This window comes from Actinoplanes derwentensis (assembly GCF_900104725.1).
Lineage (GTDB): Bacteria > Actinomycetota > Actinomycetes > Mycobacteriales > Micromonosporaceae > Actinoplanes > Actinoplanes derwentensis.
This window is the reverse complement of sequence record NZ_LT629758.1, coordinates 1,240,231-1,256,255: the sequence shown is the minus strand read 5'-3', so window position 1 is coordinate 1,256,255 and position 16,025 is coordinate 1,240,231. Positions and strand designations below refer to the sequence as shown.

14 protein-coding genes, 1 pseudogene and 2 riboswitches are annotated in these 16,025 nt (G+C 69.1%); of the genes and pseudogenes, 9 read left to right on the top strand and 6 right to left on the bottom strand.

Annotation, left to right across the window (positions count from 1 at the left end; translation table 11 throughout):
• Nucleotides 1–63: 63 nt before the first annotated feature.
• Complete coding sequence (locus BLU81_RS05530; RefSeq protein ID WP_092542227.1) at nt 64–2,796, top strand: S8 family serine peptidase; 2,733 nt, start codon at nt 64–66, stop codon at nt 2,794–2,796.
• 19 nt (nt 2,797–2,815) lie between these two features.
• On the opposite strand, the gene BLU81_RS05525 is transcribed toward BLU81_RS05530, so the two are convergent.
• Nucleotides 2,816–4,126 (bottom strand): L-serine ammonia-lyase, encoded by a 1,311-nt coding sequence (locus BLU81_RS05525; RefSeq protein ID WP_092542225.1) that lies wholly within the window; start codon nt 4,124–4,126, stop codon nt 2,816–2,818.
• Between the two features lie 41 nt (nt 4,127–4,167).
• A riboswitch (glycine riboswitch) is annotated at nt 4,168–4,247 on the bottom strand.
• A 4-nt stretch (nt 4,248–4,251) separates the two neighbouring features.
• A riboswitch (glycine riboswitch) is annotated at nt 4,252–4,347 on the bottom strand.
• A gap of 303 nt (nt 4,348–4,650) precedes the next feature.
• Between BLU81_RS05525 and BLU81_RS05520 the strand changes: the two genes are divergently transcribed.
• From BLU81_RS05520 to BLU81_RS47635, 4 genes are all read left to right on the top strand, one after another.
• On the top strand, nt 4,651–5,598 hold the full coding sequence (locus BLU81_RS05520; RefSeq protein ID WP_092542223.1) for a hypothetical protein: 948 nt from the start codon (nt 4,651–4,653) through the stop codon (nt 5,596–5,598).
• Between the two features lie 165 nt (nt 5,599–5,763).
• Nucleotides 5,764–6,213, top strand: a complete 450-nt coding sequence (locus tag BLU81_RS05515; RefSeq protein WP_157751291.1) for a hypothetical protein — start codon at nt 5,764–5,766, stop codon at nt 6,211–6,213.
• A gap of 84 nt (nt 6,214–6,297) precedes the next feature.
• Complete coding sequence (locus BLU81_RS05510) at nt 6,298–7,797, top strand: ISKra4 family transposase (RefSeq protein WP_092542219.1); 1,500 nt, start codon at nt 6,298–6,300, stop codon at nt 7,795–7,797.
• 340 nt (nt 7,798–8,137) lie between these two features.
• Entirely contained in the window at nt 8,138–8,299 is a 162-nt protein-coding gene (locus tag BLU81_RS47635) for a hypothetical protein (RefSeq protein WP_157751289.1), read from the top strand.
• Between the two features lie 229 nt (nt 8,300–8,528).
• Here the strand turns inward: BLU81_RS47635 and BLU81_RS05505 are convergent, their stop codons facing one another.
• Entirely contained in the window at nt 8,529–8,897 is a 369-nt protein-coding gene (locus BLU81_RS05505) for a VOC family protein (RefSeq protein WP_092542217.1), read from the bottom strand.
• 91 nt (nt 8,898–8,988) lie between these two features.
• Nucleotides 8,989–9,525, bottom strand: a complete 537-nt coding sequence (locus BLU81_RS05500; protein ID WP_092542215.1) for a TetR/AcrR family transcriptional regulator — start codon at nt 9,523–9,525, stop codon at nt 8,989–8,991.
• A gap of 62 nt (nt 9,526–9,587) precedes the next feature.
• Between BLU81_RS05500 and BLU81_RS05495 the strand changes: the two genes are divergently transcribed.
• The gene (locus BLU81_RS05495; RefSeq protein WP_092542213.1) at nt 9,588–10,622 is read left to right on the top strand and encodes an aldo/keto reductase; all 1,035 of its coding nucleotides are present in this window, start codon (nt 9,588–9,590) and stop codon (nt 10,620–10,622) included.
• A 312-nt stretch (nt 10,623–10,934) separates the two neighbouring features.
• Complete coding sequence (locus tag BLU81_RS05490) at nt 10,935–12,263, top strand: metal-dependent hydrolase (RefSeq protein ID WP_092542211.1); 1,329 nt, start codon at nt 10,935–10,937, stop codon at nt 12,261–12,263.
• A gap of 23 nt (nt 12,264–12,286) precedes the next feature.
• Here BLU81_RS05490 and BLU81_RS05485 read toward each other — a convergent pair whose 3' ends face one another.
• Nucleotides 12,287–12,895 carry a M23 family metallopeptidase gene (locus BLU81_RS05485; RefSeq protein ID WP_307833832.1) on the bottom strand — a complete coding sequence of 203 codons (609 nt, stop codon included), beginning with the start codon at nt 12,893–12,895 and terminating at the stop codon, nt 12,287–12,289.
• A gap of 333 nt (nt 12,896–13,228) precedes the next feature.
• On the opposite strand from BLU81_RS05485, the pseudogene BLU81_RS05480 reads away from it, so the two are divergent.
• Nucleotides 13,229–13,465, top strand: a pseudogene (locus BLU81_RS05480) (EAL domain-containing protein); the annotation flags it as partial.
• A gap of 11 nt (nt 13,466–13,476) precedes the next feature.
• On the top strand, nt 13,477–14,565 hold the full coding sequence (locus BLU81_RS05475) for a phosphotransferase family protein (protein WP_092542207.1): 1,089 nt from the start codon (nt 13,477–13,479) through the stop codon (nt 14,563–14,565).
• Here the strand turns inward: BLU81_RS05475 and BLU81_RS05470 are convergent.
• Complete coding sequence (locus tag BLU81_RS05470; RefSeq protein WP_197686125.1) at nt 14,520–15,467, bottom strand: pyridoxamine 5'-phosphate oxidase family protein; 948 nt, start codon at nt 15,465–15,467, stop codon at nt 14,520–14,522. The genes BLU81_RS05475 and BLU81_RS05470 overlap by 46 nt on opposite strands.
• 122 nt (nt 15,468–15,589) lie before the next feature.
• Nucleotides 15,590–16,024 (bottom strand): VOC family protein, encoded by a 435-nt coding sequence (locus BLU81_RS05465; protein WP_092542205.1) that lies wholly within the window; start codon nt 16,022–16,024, stop codon nt 15,590–15,592.
• Nucleotide 16,025: the final 1 nt, after the last annotated feature.

Here is a 16,025-nt window from a genome sequence, read left to right as displayed (position 1 = left end):
ATAGCATCCACAGACATCGAATCGATAGATGTCAGTGGGGGCACGACATTGAACGTATTCAGGATGTCCATCGCGACCGTGACAGTCGCCGCTCTGACCATCCCGGCGACCGCTGCCGGCGCCAAGGCACCCCAGGACACCGCGACCCGCGCGTACACGCAGATCGCCGCACTTCAGCAGCTCAAGAAGTCCCTGACCCCGGCCGAACGCAAACTCGACAGCCGCCTCGCCGTGGAACTCCGCAGGCGCACCTCGTCCGCGCTGCCTGATCTCCGGACCGGCGTCCAGGTCTCCAAGTCCGGCACCACCGAGGTCGAGATCCGGGCCACCAAGGTCGGCGACGACCTGCTGAACCGGCTGCGGGCGGCCGGCGCCGGGATCCGTTTCCCGTCCACCTCCACCGTTCTGGTGGAGGCGCCGCTGACCGCCCTGCCGACCATCGCGGCCTGGCCCGACGTCACCGCGATCAACCGCAGACACGGCCTGATCACCGGCCGGCAGACCCCGCGACCGGTGCTCGACAACAAACAGGACAAAGCCGAAAGGATCGATGCGGCGGTACGGGTGGCGAAAGCCGCTGTCGCCGTCGGCCAGACCACCTCCGAAGGTGACCGGGTCCACGCCGCCGACACCGCCCGCACGAAGTACAAGGTGACCGGAGTCGGGGTGAAGGTCTGCGCCCTGTCCGACGGCGTGGACTCGCTCGCCGCCTCCCAGGCCAGCGGCGATCTGCCTGCCGACGTCGACGTGCTCCCCGGTCAGGAGGGCTCCGGCGACGAGGGCACCGCCATGCTGGAGATCATCCACGACCTGGTGCCGAACGCCCGCCTGGGCTTCGCCACCGCCTTCACCAGCGAGATCAGCTTCGCGCAGAACATCCGGGCGCTCCGGTTCACCGCCGACTGCGACATCATCGTCGACGACGTCGTCTACTACCACGAGAGCCCGTTCCAGGACGGGCTCCCGGCGCAGTCGGTCAACGCGGTGACCGCTGACGGCGCGTACTACTTCAGCTCCGCCGGCAACGAGGGCAACACCCTCGACGGCACCTCCGGCAACTGGGAGGGCGACTTCGTCGACTCCGGCCTCGGCGTCGGCAAGTTCGCCGGGGACGCCCACGACTTCGACCCCGGCCCGGGCACCCAGATCTTCAACACGCTGTCACCGAACAGCGCCGGCCGGGTGACCACGCTCTGGTGGGCCGACCCGCTGACCGGCTCGGCCAACGACTACGACCTGTACCTGTTCAACTCGCTCGGCAACGTCACCGACTTCTCCCAGGACACCCAGAACGGCGACGACGACCCGTTCGAGATCCTCGCCACCGGAGCCGGCACCGGACAGCGGCTGGCCGTCGTCAAATTCGCCGGCGACGACCGGTACCTGCAGCTCTCCGTCTTCCGGGGCCGCTTCACCGGCTTCTCCACACCGGGCGTCACCCGCGGGCACAGTGCCGCGGTGAACGCGTTCTCGGTCGCCGCCGCACCGGCCAAGGACCCGCTGCCGTTCGCCCTCGAAACCGGCGACCCGCCGAACCCGGCCGGCCCGTACCCGAACGTCTTCACCCGCCAGCAGTTGCCGGAACGGTTCACCTCCGACGGGCCGCGACGAGTGTTCTACCAGGCCGACGGCACCCCGATCACGCCCGGGAACTACACGTCGACAGGTGGATCGCTGCGGCTCAAACCGGAGATCACCGCCGCCGACGGGGTGGCGACCACGGTACCCGACTTCGAGACCTTCTACGGCACCTCGGCCGCGGCACCACACGCCGCCGCCATCGCCGCACTCGCCCTGTCCGGCAACCCCGGACTCAGCAACGCCGAGATCCGGGCCGCGCTCACCGGCACCGCACTCGACCTGACCCCGGCCGGATACGACACCCGCACCGGCAGCGGCGTGATCCGTGCCGACCTGCTGCTGCGCAACACCGGCGCCACCCCGCAGCCGCTGGTCCGGCCCGGCACCCCGACGGTCACCCCGACCACCGGCGACGGAGACACCTACCTCGAACCCGGCGAACAGGGCACGGTCACCCTGCCGGCGGAGAACATCGGCGACGGTACGGCCACCGGCGTCAGCGTCGTCGTCGACTCCGACCATCCCGGAGCCGTCCTCACCCCGCGTTCCCGGTCCTACGGCAGCATCGCCGCGGGCGCGTCCAAGACCCGGGACTACACGCTGAAACTGGACGCCGGGTACCCGCTCGGCCGCCCGGTCACCCTGCCGGTCCGGGCCACCTTCGCCGGAGTGCTGTCACCGACCACGAGCACCGTGCTCGTGCCGACCGGGCAGGCGTCGACCACCGTGCGGGACTTCGCCTACACCGGACCGGTCGTGCCGATCCCGGACAACGACCCGACCGGGGCGACCGCCACCGTCGACGTCAGCGGAGTCGGTTACGCGTCGGCGCTCACCTTCTCCATCGACGGCACCGAATGTTCCACGGTCACCGGCGCCACCACCGTCGGCCTCGACCATTCGTGGGCCGGCGACCTGGTCGCCACCTTGACCGCCCCCGACGGCCGGGCGGCGACCCTGTTCGCCCGGGACGGCGGCGGCGGCAACAACCTGTGCCAGGTCGTCTTCGACGACGGAGCCGCGGCCCCGTTCTCGTCGGTGACGTCGGCGAGCGCACCGTTCACCGGCACCTGGCGGCCCGACGTGCCGCTGTCGACCCTGCGGGCCTCCGCGGTCGACGGCACGTGGTCCGTCAAGTTCGTCGACAACGCCAGCGCCGACACCGGCTCGATTCGCGCGTTCGCCCTGCACATCGCCGGTTTCGAACCCGCCTGACCCCGTGGTGGTCCGGCCGTCAGCACTCGATGACGTTGACGGCCAGACCACCCCGGGACGTCTCCTTGTACTTGATCTTCATGTCGGCACCCGTCTCCTTCATGGTCTTGATGACCTTGTCGAGGGAGACATGGTGCCGGCCGTCGCCACGCAACGCCATCCGGGCCGCGGTGACCGCCTTCACCGCGCCCATCCCGTTGCGCTCGATGCACGGGATCTGCACCAGGCCACCGACCGGATCGCAGGTCAGACCCAGGTTGTGCTCCATCCCGATCTCGGCCGCGTTCTCCACCTGCTCCGGCGTGCCGCCCAGCACCTCGGCCAGCCCCGCCGCCGCCATCGCGCACGCCGAACCCACCTCACCCTGACAGCCCACCTCGGCACCGGAGATCGACGCGTTCTCCTTGAACAGCAGCCCGATCGCACCCGCCGCCAACAGGAACCGCGCCACCCCCTCCGGTCCGGCGCCCGGCACGAACTCCAGGTAGTACCGCACCACCGCCGGGATGATGCCGGCCGCGCCGTTCGTCGGCGCGGTGACCACCCGGCCACCCGCCGCGTTCTGCTCGTTGACCGCCATCGCATAGACGGTCAGCCACTCCATGGCGTGCGCGGCCGGTTCCCCCGCGACCCGCAACTGCCGGGCGGTCGAGGCGGCCCGGCGACGAACCTTCAACCCGCCCGGGAGTACGCCCTCAGCGTCCAGCCCCGCGTCCACGCACTCGTCCATCACCCGCCAGATGTCCAGCAGCCCGTCCTTGACCTGCTGCTCAGCATCCCGAACAGTCCCGTCGCCGCGCCGGGCGACCTCGTTGGCCAGCATCAGGCGGGAGATCGACAGGCCCGTCGAGCGGGTCAGCGCCAGCAGTTCGTCACCGGAGAGGAACGGGAACGGAACGGGCTGCTGCTCCGGGCGTACCGCCGCCGCAGTGACATCGCCCGTCACGAACCCGCCGCCGACCGAGAAATAGGTCTTGCTCAGCAACTCGGCACCGTCAGCGCCGAAAGCCGTGAAGATCATCCCGTTGGGGTGCTCGGGCAGCGACCGCCGCCGGTGCAGCACCATGTCGACCTCGAAGTCCTTGACCAGCGGTTCAAGACTCGTGTCGACGGTCTCCGGGGCCTCCCCCATCAGCCCCAGCAGCACCGCCCGCGGAGTGCCGTGCCCATGCCCGGTAGCCCCCAGCGAACCGAACAACTCCGCCCGGACCTTCACCACCCGCCCATCGAGTCGACGGGCGAACATGGCACCCGCACGCATCGGGCCGACCGTATGCGAACTCGACGGGCCGATTCCGACAGAGAACAGATCGAAAACGGACACGGCCATGGAAGGCTCCTTCGCGACAGACAGCGGTTGAGTCTCCCTCGCTCTGTCATGGGGGCCTGAGAGCTTCGCCGTGAATCACGGCTTGCACCTTGGGCGCAGCCTCACGGCTGACTTTCCAGAGTCGCCTGACCACTGCGGTACGTGAGCCTGAGAGATTCTGAGGGAGAAGTTGCTCCTTCGGCGCCCCGTGTGCCTCACGGGGGCTCTCCCGCGGCGGCAGTCGCGGCTTCTTCAGTTGTGGCCTCGGACCCTACCCTGTGTCCATGTTCCCGGCCACGCATCCCGGCTCCCCCACCGATCCCCCCACCGACCCTCCGGCCGGACCATCCCCCAGCCCCTACACCCAGCCTCCCGCCGGCCCTTTAACCCCAGCGCCCGGCGGGCCTGCGGCCGGACCGGTTGCCAGCCCCGCGGCCGGATCTTTTGCCCCGCCCGCTGGCGAGCCGTTCGCTGGGCCTGGCGGTGAGGCGTTTGACGAAGTCGGTGAGTCGGCGGCTGTTCGGTTTGCGCCGTGGGTCTCGTGGATGGCGCTCGCCGGGGCGGTCGTGCAGTGGATGGGTTTCCTGGCGCTTCTCGGGGTGCTGGCCTTCATGCCCCGGATCGGCGCCGAACCCAGCGCCCCCGGTGAGGTGATCATCCTGCTGGCCGTCTCCGGACTGGTCCTCTCAGTACCGTCGCTGGTCGGGTTGGCGGCGGTCCGGGTCGCGAACGGCAGACCCGGCGGACGGGCGGTGCTGTGGACGTTCGGCCCGCTCGCGGTCGCGTTGTCGGGTGCGATGGCGTTCGGTGCGTGGCAGCAGATGACCAGCGAGGGTCACACCGTCGGCATCGAGTTCATGTTGATCGTATTGATCCTGATCTCGTCGGCACTGTACATATTGCCGATCATCATTACCGCATTCCTCTGGATGCTGACGCCGGCCCGCACCTACCTCGCCTGGCGGCGCCACGAGGACCGGGAGCCACTCGGCCGGGGCCTGCTGACCGCGGCCGCCGCACTGCTCGCGGTGGCGGTGTTCGCGGCCCTGATCACCGCGGTCCTGATGACGTTCGCCCCGCGGGAGCTGTCCGCGTCCGGCGACGCCGGCCACCTGGCCACCAGCCTGACCTACGCGACGATCGTGGCCGGCGTGGTAGCCGTGATGCAGATCCTGCTGCTCGGCGGCACGGTGCTGACCCGCCTGACCGGCCGGTGGATCCTGCGGACCATCGTGTACGGCGCGGGCATGCTCATCCTGGTGGCCCAGATGCCCGCGATCGTGGTGATCGGCCTGGGCGTCGGCGCGGTCGGCGACGAGAGCGGCGACGACGTAGCCCTGAGCTACGCCTGGACCGGCATCGCAGTCTTCTCCATCGGCGCGATCCTGCACCTGATCGCCATGCTCCTGATCGCCATGCCGTCAGTCTCCTCCCTGGTGGCCACCGACGGCGCCCCCGACGACCAGGCCGACGCGGGCCCGCAGACCTACTAGACACAGACCTGCAGACCTGCAGACCCGCAAGCCCAAGGGGGTGCGTTCGTTTTTGAGTGAGCTACGGGTTGGGCTGGCGACGGACTTTTTGTCCGCCGGTACGGGTGGCTTGGTGCGGTAGCGGTCGGTCTGTCCGGTGTGGTCCGGCGGTCAGCTGGAGATGTCGTGGTGGGCGTCGATGAGGTCCTGCGGCTGCTGGGTGAGCAGGAGGCGATGTGCCGGGCCGAGGTCGAACGCCTGGACGCGGAGCAGGCGCGACTCGCGGGTCTGCTCGCGGACTGCCGGGTAGAACTGGAGCGCCTGGTCGTGGCTCGGGAGGTCGTCGCCGGCCTGGCCCCGGTGCCACCAGTCGCTGCGGTGGCCTCGACAGGTGGCGGGGTACCGGCCGGGGAGAGTACCGAGTTCGGGCAGCAGCTTCTGGCCATCCTGGCTGCTCACCCGAGTCCGATGCGATGCCGCGAGATCGTGGCGGCCATGGGCGAGGACCCGAAGGTTGCCCGGCACGGTGAACGGGTGCGGCACCGGCTGAAGAAACTCGTGGCCGCGGATCTGGTGCTCGAGGCGGTGCCAGGGGAGTTCACTCTCGCGGATGGACGGGATCCCGCGTTCCGGTGACGTCACGGCGTGGCACGTGGACAGAACGTGGGCCTTCGACGGATTGGTCGGATAACCAGCCAAAACCAGCCCGGAGAAGACCCGATGGCACCTTATCCGACTCCCACGCCCGTAATCGACGCTTTCGCCGTTTCCCGTTCGATTCTGGACCGGATCATCACCCGGCTGAGTGACCCGGAGATGATCGGCTGCACCGAACACGTCCTGGAGGAATACGTCACCACCGCGGGCCGTGACCTGCAGCGGCAGCTGATCCAGGACCAGCTCGACGCCCGCGCCGCCGCCGAAACCCGCCTGAGCGAGGTGACCGGAGCCGACACGGTGGTACGGCGCCGGGCCGAACCCGGGCACGCACGCCAGGTGGCCACCACCGTCGGCCGGGTCCAGGCGACCCGGATCGCCTACCGGGCCCCCGCCGTGTCCAACCTGCACCCCGCCGACATGATCCTGGCCCTGCCCGAGCGGCTGTATTCGTTCCCGTTGCAGAAAACGATCGTGCACGAGGCCGCCACCGGATCACTACGCCACGCCGCCGACACCCTGCACCGCATCACCGGCCAGCGGATCAGCACCGGCCAGCTGATGGACACCGTCACCGCCGCCGCCCGCGACATCCGCGACTTCTACCAGCACCAGACGATCGCCGCCGGCGACCCCGGTGACCTGCTCATACTCACCATCGACGCCACCGGCATCGCGATGACCCCCACCAGCCTGCGCAACCCCGCACCACCACCGCCGACCGGCCCGCAGCCACCACACGCACGCCTGTCCGAACCGGAACGCACCGGCCGCACCCGCATGGCCACCGTCATCGCCTGCTACGACGCCAGACCGGCCGTCCGCACCGCCGCCGACATCCTGCCCGCCACCGCGACCGAACGCGCCGCCCGCCGACCCGGCCCCACCGCGACCGGCCGGCACCTGGACGCCTCGGTCGAACACGGCATCACCGTCATGACAAGGCGTCTGTTCGACCACGCCCAGCACCGCGACCCACACCACCGACGCCGCTGGATCGCCCTGGTCGACGGCAACAACCACCAAATCGACCGCACCGCCGCCGAAGCCCACGACCGCGGCATCACGATCACGATCATCATCGATTTCATCCACGTCCTGCAATACCTCTGGGACGCCGCCGCCGACCTGCACCCCACCCAACCCGGCCGCGCCGGCTTCGTCGAACACACCGCCCGCAACCTGCTCGACAGCAACCCTGCCCAGGTCATCCACCAGCTGACCATCACCCGGCACGCTCTCGGCGACCACCCGGCACCCGGCCTCGACCGCGCTATCTCCTACCTCACCGCGAAACAGCCCCATCTGCACTACCGCCAAGCCCTCGCGATGGGCTGGCCCATCGCGACCGGCGTCATCGAAGGTGCCTGCCGCCACCTCGTCAAAGACCGCCTCGCGATCACCGGCGCCCGCTGGAGCCTGCCCGGCGCCGAAGCCGTCCTCCTCCTCCGCGCACTGATCACCAACGGCGACCTCGACGCCTACTGGACCCACCACATCCAACAAGAACACCAACGCGTCCACACCAGCCACTACCAGCAGCAATACGAACTCGCCGCATGATCAACCAACCAGCAGCCCATTCAAAAACGAACGCACCCCAACGAGAACGACTCAAGATTCCTGAAGTTGCGTCAACCAGACCAAAGCCAGGCAGCCGCCCGGCAAACACCGATCTGGCCAAGACAAAACAGGGATCGACCTCAAACACCGGATCAGGAACTCCCGGGTTGTTTGTTAGATCCAAAGTCTGAGCACCAACAACATCTCGCGGCTGCACAACCTCGTCCTCGTCAAGGGCGGCATTTCGAACGTTTACCGGGGACTCGCGGTCTACGTCAACAGCTCGACCACGGCGGGCAAGTCGCAGGCGGAGTCCCTCACGAAGACCGGGCAGGCGGCCGTGGACACCGCGCTGGCCGCCTTCGCTGCCACGCCCGACCCCGCGCCGGCATGGACAGCAGAGGTGAAGACGTTCACCGGGGCATGGACGCAGTACCGCCAGAAGGCGCCGACGCGACTCGCCGCTCCAGCCGTCCTGCCGCAGCTGCAGTGCCTGCCCTGAATGCGGGCTGGCCGGCGGCCGCCTGTTGCCGGGGCAGGCGGCGAGCCCGGCCGGCTCCGGCAGCCTTCGAGCGGGCCAGGCTGAACTGGGTCTGGGCGGCCACCGTGTCCGCGTCGCGCCGAACCGAGCTGGCCTGGCATGCTCGTCCTCGACGTGGTCCGCGACGTAATCATGTTCGTCGAGGTCCTCGACCGCCTGCCGCTCGACTGAGACCCAGCGCAGCGGCAGGTCAGGGACGCCGCAGGCAGAAGGGGTGGCCGGCAGGATCGCGCAGGACCCGGTAGCGCTCCGGTGCGGGCTGGTGCTCCTCGGCGATCGCGCCGAGCCGAGTCGCCCGGTCCGCGGCATCGTCGAGGCCGGCCGGTTCGTCGATCGTCAGGTCGAGGTGCATCTGCTGCGATCGTTCGGCCGAGGGCCAGGTCGGCTGCCGGTAGCCCTCGACACGCACGGCGCCGAGGAACAGCACACCGGTCTTGACCGCGCAGAAATCCGCGGTCTCGACCGCGACCTCGCCGTCGAGCATCGCCGCCCAGAAACGGGCCAGGCCGGCGGGGTCCGAACACTCCAGGTTGATCGCAGCGAGATGCACAACGGGCATGGGTCCTCCAAGGGATCGTCCGGGCCAACGGTGATCGACACTAACACCAAAATGAAAGAACACTCTTTTTTACGACGGGGAGCGCGCCCGCTCAGCCCCTGATGATTGCCATCAGTGCTGTGGCGAACGGTGCCGGGTCCACGTCCCCGCGGATCGCCAGCTGCTGGCTGTAGGCGGCACAGAGGGCCACGAATGCCTCGGCGATCTCTCCCGCCTGCGGGCGCCGGGGATCGGGCACCAGCTCGGCTATCGCGGCGCGCATCGCGGCGAGTTGTCGCTGCACCACCGCTGCCAGCTGCGGTGACACCGCTGCCTCGGCGTAGATCTGCGCGACCAGCCGGGCGTGGTTGCTGTCCCGCGCCCGGCTGCGCACATGCTCGAGGAGCCCCGTCACGGCCTCGGCGGTGAGCGCCTTGGGCAGCGCGTCGGTGCCCTGCTCGCAGACGGCGACGACGATCTCGTCCTTGCTGGTGAAGTACCGGTAGATGGCGCCGTTGGAGAGCCCGGACTCGGCGATGATGTCGGTCATCGACGTGTGGGCGAAGCCGTGGCTGGCGAATCGGGACCGGGCCGCGTCCACGATTTGCTGGCGGCGGGCGTCGAGGTGAGCCTGGCTGACCCTGGGCATAAAAGAGTGACCTCTCTTTTTATCTGCTACTGTCGGAGCCTACCCGATCTTCAGGAGTCGCCATGCGCTACCAGACCTTCGGCCGACTGACCGGACTGCGCGTGTCGGAGTACGCGCTCGGCACGGCCGCCTTCAGCACGGCGAACGCCGGGGCCGCTCGGCAGATCTTCGAGACCTTCGTCGCGGCCGGCGGCACCACGTTCGACACGTCCGACATCTACCAGGACGGCCAGGCCGAGACTGTGCTCGGCGGGCTGCTCGGGCGCCAACGTGACGACTTCGTGGTAATCACCAAGTACAGCGGGACACGGCAGCCCGAGCCCCGCCCCGGCACGACCGGCAACAGTCGCAAGATCATGGTCCGGTCCCTCGATGCGAGCCTGCGCCGGTTGAACACCGACTATGTCGACGTCTTCATGCCGCACTTCCCGGACGGGGTCACGCCGATCGAGGAGATCCTGGCCGGGTTCGACGACCTGATCCGCGCTGGCAAGATCCGGCACGGGGGCCTGTCCAACTTCCCGGCCTGGCGGGTCGCCGGCGCTGCCGTCCGGGCCGACCTGCGCGGCCTGGCCCCGCTGGTCGGCATCCAGACCGAGTACAGCCTTGCCGAACGCTCGGCCGAGCGGGAGTTGCTGCCGATGGCGCAGGCGCACGGGCTGGGCGTGATGCTGTACTCGCCGCTGGCCGGGGGACTGCTCACCGGCAAGTACCGCCAAGGCGAGCAGGGCCGGCTGAACGCCCGCGGCGACGCGATCGAGGGCACAGCGCAGCGCACCGCGATCGTCGACGCCGTGTTGGCGATCGCCGATGAGCTCGGTGTCAGCGCGGTCCAGGTCTCCCTGACGTGGCTACGTCGCCGGGCCGCGCGGGCCGCCACGGCGCTGGTCCCGATCGCCGGCCCGCGCACCCTCGCCCAGCTGCAGGAGTACCTGCAGTCGCTGCACCTCGACCTCGACGACAAGCACTACCGGCTGCTGGACGAGGTCAGCGCGGTCCGGCTGGGCACCCCTCACGAGGACGTCGCCGCAGCCCTCAGCCACGGCGCCGACGGTGACCGCACCCTGCTGGAAACCCCGCCGGTTCCGGTGCGCTGAAATCCTGCGAGTGCCGCAGACCGAACTCGTGACCGAGTCACAAGCCCAGGGGGTCAGGACTCGTCAGCCCCGGCGGGGTGCGTTCGTTTCGGAGGCGGATCACCGATAAGGCCCTGGCCAGCGGCTACAGGGTTGGACGCCGACCGACGCAGCCTGGGTAGCCCCACGCGCAGCGGCTTGCGGACATAGCCAGCGGAGACGGCGAAATAGCCGCCACGATCGCCGAGGCGCAGCTCACTCCAAAACGAACGCACCCTGCGAGGATGCGAGGATTCATCACGACGCTGCTCTCACAGACCGGGAACGATCAGCATGGACAATCTGACGCATACGTTGATCAGTGTTCTGGTGGGTGAGGCGGTTCATCGGACGCTGCCGCCGTCGGTGGTGCTCAGTGACCGGGCTCGGCGGGGTATGGCGATCACCGTGATGGCGGTCGGCGGGAATCTGCCGGACGCCGATGTCATCTACACCGGCTGGGCCGGCACCACCCTGGACTATCTGCTGCATCATCGCGGGCACACGCACACCGTCGTCGGCGCGCTCGGGCTGTCGCTGCTGTTGTTCGGGGCGGTGTGGCTGTGGTGGCTGCGTCGCAAGGTCAAACCGGCGGCGGCTGACGTCGGGTTCCTCGCGGGGGTGTCGGTTCTGGCGCCGCTGCTGCACATCGGGCTCGACTTCACCAACAGTTACGGCGTGCACCCGTTCTGGCCGTTGGACGACAGCTGGTTCTACGGTGACGCCGTCTTCATCGTGGAGCCGCTGCTCTGGGCCTGTTCGGCGGCTCTGCTGTTCGTGCTGCCGGGCCGGACCGCGCGAGTGTTGATCGGGCTCGTGTTGACTGCAGGTGTCGTGTTGAGTTGGTTCTCTGGATTCGTACCAGCAACTCTTGCGGGTTTGCTGACCCTGCTCACCGCCGGTCTGGCCGCGCTCAGCCGCTTCGCCCCGGCGAAGGTCGCGCTGGCCGGCGGAATCGCCACCTGGCTGGCGCTGACGGCGACGTTCGTGATCACCTCGCGCACCGCGGAGAGCCGGATCGAGGCGCTGCTGGCGGACCGTTTCCCGGGGTTCAGCACGCTCGACGTGGTGTTGACGCCGATGCCGGCCGACCCGGTGTGCCGTGAGGTACTGGCCGTGCAGCGATCAACAGACACTTATGCCGTACGCCGGGCCTTCCACTCGCTGGCACCGGGCTGGATCCCGGCCGCCCGTTGCGCCGAGCTGTACCCGTCGACGGGTACGAACACAGAGCCGGGCACCGGGGCGGAAGCGGGCACGAACACGGAGGCGGGCACTGGGGCGGAAGCGGCGACAGGCACCGCGGCGAACACGACCGCCCAGCTCACCCCGGTAGCGCAGCCGTCCGACGACGAGATCCGGTGGGCCGGCGAGCTAGCGATCCCGGCGGGCCTGCTCGCGACCCTGTCGAGCGAATACTGTGCCGTCGGCGCGCTGCTGCAGTTCGCCAGAGCACCGTGGGCGATACCGAAGGGCGACGGCTGGATCGTCGGCGACCTGCGTTACGACCATGAGCCGGGGCTGGGCATGGCCGAGGTCGAAGCCGGTCCGGGCCGGGACGAGTGCCCGCGCCTGCCGGCTCCGTGGACACCACCGCGGGCGGATCTGCTGACCGGCGAGTGACGGTTCAGCCGACGGGACACGGTTCAGTCGGCCGGGACACAGTTGGCGCTGGTCCGGCGTACCGAATATTCGCGGTCGTCGGTGGTGATCCCGGACGGCAGACCCGCGAAGTAGGCCTCCATCTTCGCCCCGGCGGCACGCTGCTCGTAGTGCAGGTGTGGCGCACCCGACTTGCCGGTGCTGCCGATCTTGCCGAGTTGCTGCCCCTGCTGGACCTGCTGTCCCTCGCTGACCATCGGCGGTTCGAGCATGTGCAGGTACTGGGTGGTCCAGAGGCCGCCGTGGTCGATCTTCACCCAGTACCCGGCGCCCGTACCGAAAGGTCCGTCGGGGTTGTCGGGGGTGCGCTCGCCGAGCGTGCCGTTGACGCCGGCCTCGACCACCTCGCCGGCGTAGGACGCCAGGATCGGGCGGCCCCACGTCTTGCCCTTGGCCGGGAAGAAGTCGATGTCGAAGTTGTCGTGGCCCGGATAGGTGGTGAGGATCCAGGTCTCGTCGCAGGCCACCGGCAGTTGGAAGGCGGGGCGCGGGCCCGGTTCCCGGGACGGCAGCATGACGAGCACGGCTGCGGCGACCAGGGCGACGGTCACGACGGCCCCGGCGATGAAAGGTACGGGGCGGCGCGAGGTCACCCGCACGATCATTCCAGAACCGGGCAAGAGCGCCACTCGGGCTGTGTCCTCAGCTCAGCGGGTGCGGTGCCGATTTCTGGACGTACCGGAATTAAAGGGAGGCGGGGTTGAGCAGGGCACTCGTCCCGCTGACACTGCTACTGGCCGTAGCCCAGGTGCTCCTGATCCTGCTCGGCACCCGAGTCGGCCTCCCGAACCCGTTGGTGTGGATCCCGGGGCGGGCCGGGCCGGGGCTGGCCGCTGTCGCGTTCCTGCGGGCAGCCGCGAGCGCCGCCGGGGATCTGCGCCTGTTCTGGCGCCGGACCGGGTTCGCGATGACGGGACAAGAGCTTCGTCCACGGCCTCAACGGCACCCCTCACCAGGGGGCCATCGCGGTCGCGCTCACCGGCATCGCCGACACGCTGGGCTTGCGCATGGTCGCCGAGGGCGTCGAGGCCGAAGAGCAGGCCCAGCGGTTGTACGAGCTGGGCTACCGCCTCGTACAGGGCTTCCACTTCGCCCGCCCGCTACTTCCCGAAACGATCACCGACATGCTGCGCGAGGATCAGCGGCCGGCCTTCATCGCCTAGCCTCGGCCCCCATGGAGAGCATCACCAAGAACCGCCAGTCGCTTCAGACGTTGCGTGCGATGGTCGCCCGCGCGTACGGCCCCGATCAGGTCCCCGGCCCGTCCGACCAGGACTGGGTCACCGAACTGGGGCACGGCTGGTTCAACGTCGCCTACCTGATCCGGCTGCGGGACGGCCGCCGGGTCGTCCTCAAGATCGCACCGCCGGCGCACGTCGAGGTGATGACCTACGAGCGCGGCGCGATGGACACCGAGCTGGCGGCCCTGGAACTGGTGCGCCGGCACACCGACGTGCCGGTCCCCGCCGTGGACCACGCCGACGACAGCCGCGAACTGTGCGACGCCGCCTACTTCTTCATGCCGTACATCGACGCGGACAACCTGGCCGTCATCAAACCGGACCTGCCGAAAGCCGACCTGGACGCGTACAGCGAGGCCGTCGGCAGAGCCAACCGCCAGATCAACACCATTCGCGGTACGGCGTTCGGCCCCCTGTCCGGCCCCGGCGACCCCAGCTGGCGGGCCTGCTTCACCCGCATGATCGATGCGGTGCTGAGCGACGGCGAACGCCGGAAGGTCGACCTCGGCTACGACTACGCCCTGATCCGCGCGCTCGTCGACCGCCACGCCGACTGCCTCGACGAGGTCACCGAGCCACGATTCGTCGAATGGGACCTGTGGGACGGCAACGTGATGGTCCGTGACGGCGCGATCGCCGGCATCGTCGACCACGAGCGCGCCTTCTACGGCGATCCACTGATCGAAGTCGGCTTCACCCCCGTCGACCTACCGGCGTTCGGCGACGCCACCGCTTTCATCCGCGGTTACGGTCACCCCGACGCCTCCCATGAGTTCACCCCCGGCGGCCGGTCCCGCCGCAAGCTCTACACCCTCTACCTGGTCCTCATCATGGTCATCGAAACCGTCTACCGAGCCCACACCGACACCGGGTCGTACGACTGGGCCCGCGCCCGCCTCCAGGAGGTGATGGCGCTGTTCGATACCGCCGAGGCCGGCGGACCGCCGTGCCCGAGCCAGCCGATCGCCGGGTCGGCTCAGGGGGTAGCCGTCCACCCGGACGGAGTGACCGGTGGGTTGTGACGGAAGTAGTCGCCGAAGTCCCAGGACTGCGGAAGGCCCCCTTCCACCTCGACCACACGGTCGATCATCAGGTCGACGAGACGTTCAGCACCGGGGACGGCCGCGGCCCGGGACGGAGATTCGTCGATATGGGCTCGACCGGTCACGTGCAGGGCCCGGCCGCCGGCCCAGTCCAGGAACAGCAGGCCACAGCGAGGTTCCAGCAGCAGGTTCCCGAGTGTCATGAACATTCCGTTGCCGGCATACTCCGGCCAGGTGATCCGTCCCGCCGAGGCAACCGTGAACCCCGGGTTGCCGCCACGGTGGGAGGCGTCGGTCCCGAGGTCCCCGGCCCGCGTACCGATGAAGAACGTATCGGCGGCGTCGACCCATCGCTGCTGGTCGTCGGAGAGCGTCCCACTCCCGGTGACCCCGCCGACAACATCAAGATCAACCGCCGCTGGAGTACGAGTCTGAATGTACTTGGGACAGTTGGCATACACCTGTCTCGTATTGACGACCAGCCGCCCAGCATCAACACCGGCACCGTCAACATGAGCCCTGCCGTTGATGCGCATTCGGCGGCGACGGGCGGGCTCTATCACGATCATGCCGATGTCGCGTTCGTTCTCGGCGTCGAAGCAGCCCTCCAGCGGAGGACCGGGCAGCCGGTCGACGATCACCGTGTGTTCGTCACGGGCTCGGGTGAAACCGGGTGGCCCGCTGAGCGCGGTGGCCCAGACCGCCCCGGTGTCATCGGCGGCAGCGATCACCACGAGCCGCTGCTGGGCCAGGAACTCGGCGGCGACCGGCGGGATCTCCGACCCGGCACCGGCCGATCCCCACCCCGGCCGGTGCACTCCGGCTCGTTCCTGAAGCGCGTGTTCTCCCGGATGGAACATGATCCCCCTGTCGTCGAACATGGCTGCGCCCGCGCGAGAGAGCTTTTGCGGTCCGGGCGCGAGTGCTATTCCGGTGTGGTGAGTCCGGGTTCGATTCGCACCCGGAGTCACCACACTTCCCGGAGCGCTAAACGTCTCGAATGCTAGAAGAATCCGCAGGTCGGCGCGTCGGGCGTGGGTGCGGTGGCGGTTACTCCGTCGATCGCCGGGGTGTAGATCTCCAGGCGGATGCCGTCCGGGTCGGTGAAGAACAGACCGCCGGAGGCCGTGCCCTCACCGTGCGGCACGATTCCGTCGTGCAGCGGATCGACGCCCAGTTCCCGCAACACTGACTCGGCGTGGCGGAGGTCTTCCACGCCGGGTACCTGGAACGCCAGGTGGTGCAGGCCGGGCCGGTCGGTGGGGAACGCCCCGCTGCTCTGCTGCCACAGCGTGACCATCAGGGTGCCGTCGAGCCCCAGGAACGTGTAGCGACCGTCGCCGCCGAGCACCTCGAACCCGAACAGCCGCTGGTAGAAGGCGGTCGAGCGGGCCAGATCGGTGACGTTGAGGCCGACGTGGCCAACGGTGACGGTCATA

Bases quoted from the DNA above. Each gene is read 5' to 3' on its own strand.
- BLU81_RS05530 (WP_092542227.1), top strand. From the start codon at position 64: ATGTCCATCGCGACCGTGACAGTCGCCGCTCTGACCATCCCGGCGACC.
- BLU81_RS05525 (WP_092542225.1), bottom strand. From the start codon at position 4,126: ATGGCCGTGTCCGTTTTCGATCTGTTCTCTGTCGGAATCGGCCCGTCG.
- BLU81_RS05520 (WP_092542223.1), top strand. From the start codon at position 4,651: ATGGCGCTCGCCGGGGCGGTCGTGCAGTGGATGGGTTTCCTGGCGCTT.
- BLU81_RS05510 (WP_092542219.1), top strand. From the start codon at position 6,298: ATGGCACCTTATCCGACTCCCACGCCCGTAATCGACGCTTTCGCCGTT.
- BLU81_RS05505 (WP_092542217.1), bottom strand. From the start codon at position 8,897: ATGCCCGTTGTGCATCTCGCTGCGATCAACCTGGAGTGTTCGGACCCC.
- BLU81_RS05500 (WP_092542215.1), bottom strand. From the start codon at position 9,525: ATGCCCAGGGTCAGCCAGGCTCACCTCGACGCCCGCCGCCAGCAAATC.
- BLU81_RS05495 (WP_092542213.1), top strand. From the start codon at position 9,588: ATGCGCTACCAGACCTTCGGCCGACTGACCGGACTGCGCGTGTCGGAG.
- BLU81_RS05490 (WP_092542211.1), top strand. From the start codon at position 10,935: ATGGACAATCTGACGCATACGTTGATCAGTGTTCTGGTGGGTGAGGCG.
- BLU81_RS05475 (WP_092542207.1), top strand. From the start codon at position 13,477: ATGGAGAGCATCACCAAGAACCGCCAGTCGCTTCAGACGTTGCGTGCG.
- BLU81_RS05470 (WP_197686125.1), bottom strand. From the start codon at position 15,467: ATGTTCGACGACAGGGGGATCATGTTCCATCCGGGAGAACACGCGCTT.
- BLU81_RS05465 (WP_092542205.1), bottom strand. From the start codon at position 16,024: ATGACCGTCACCGTTGGCCACGTCGGCCTCAACGTCACCGATCTGGCC.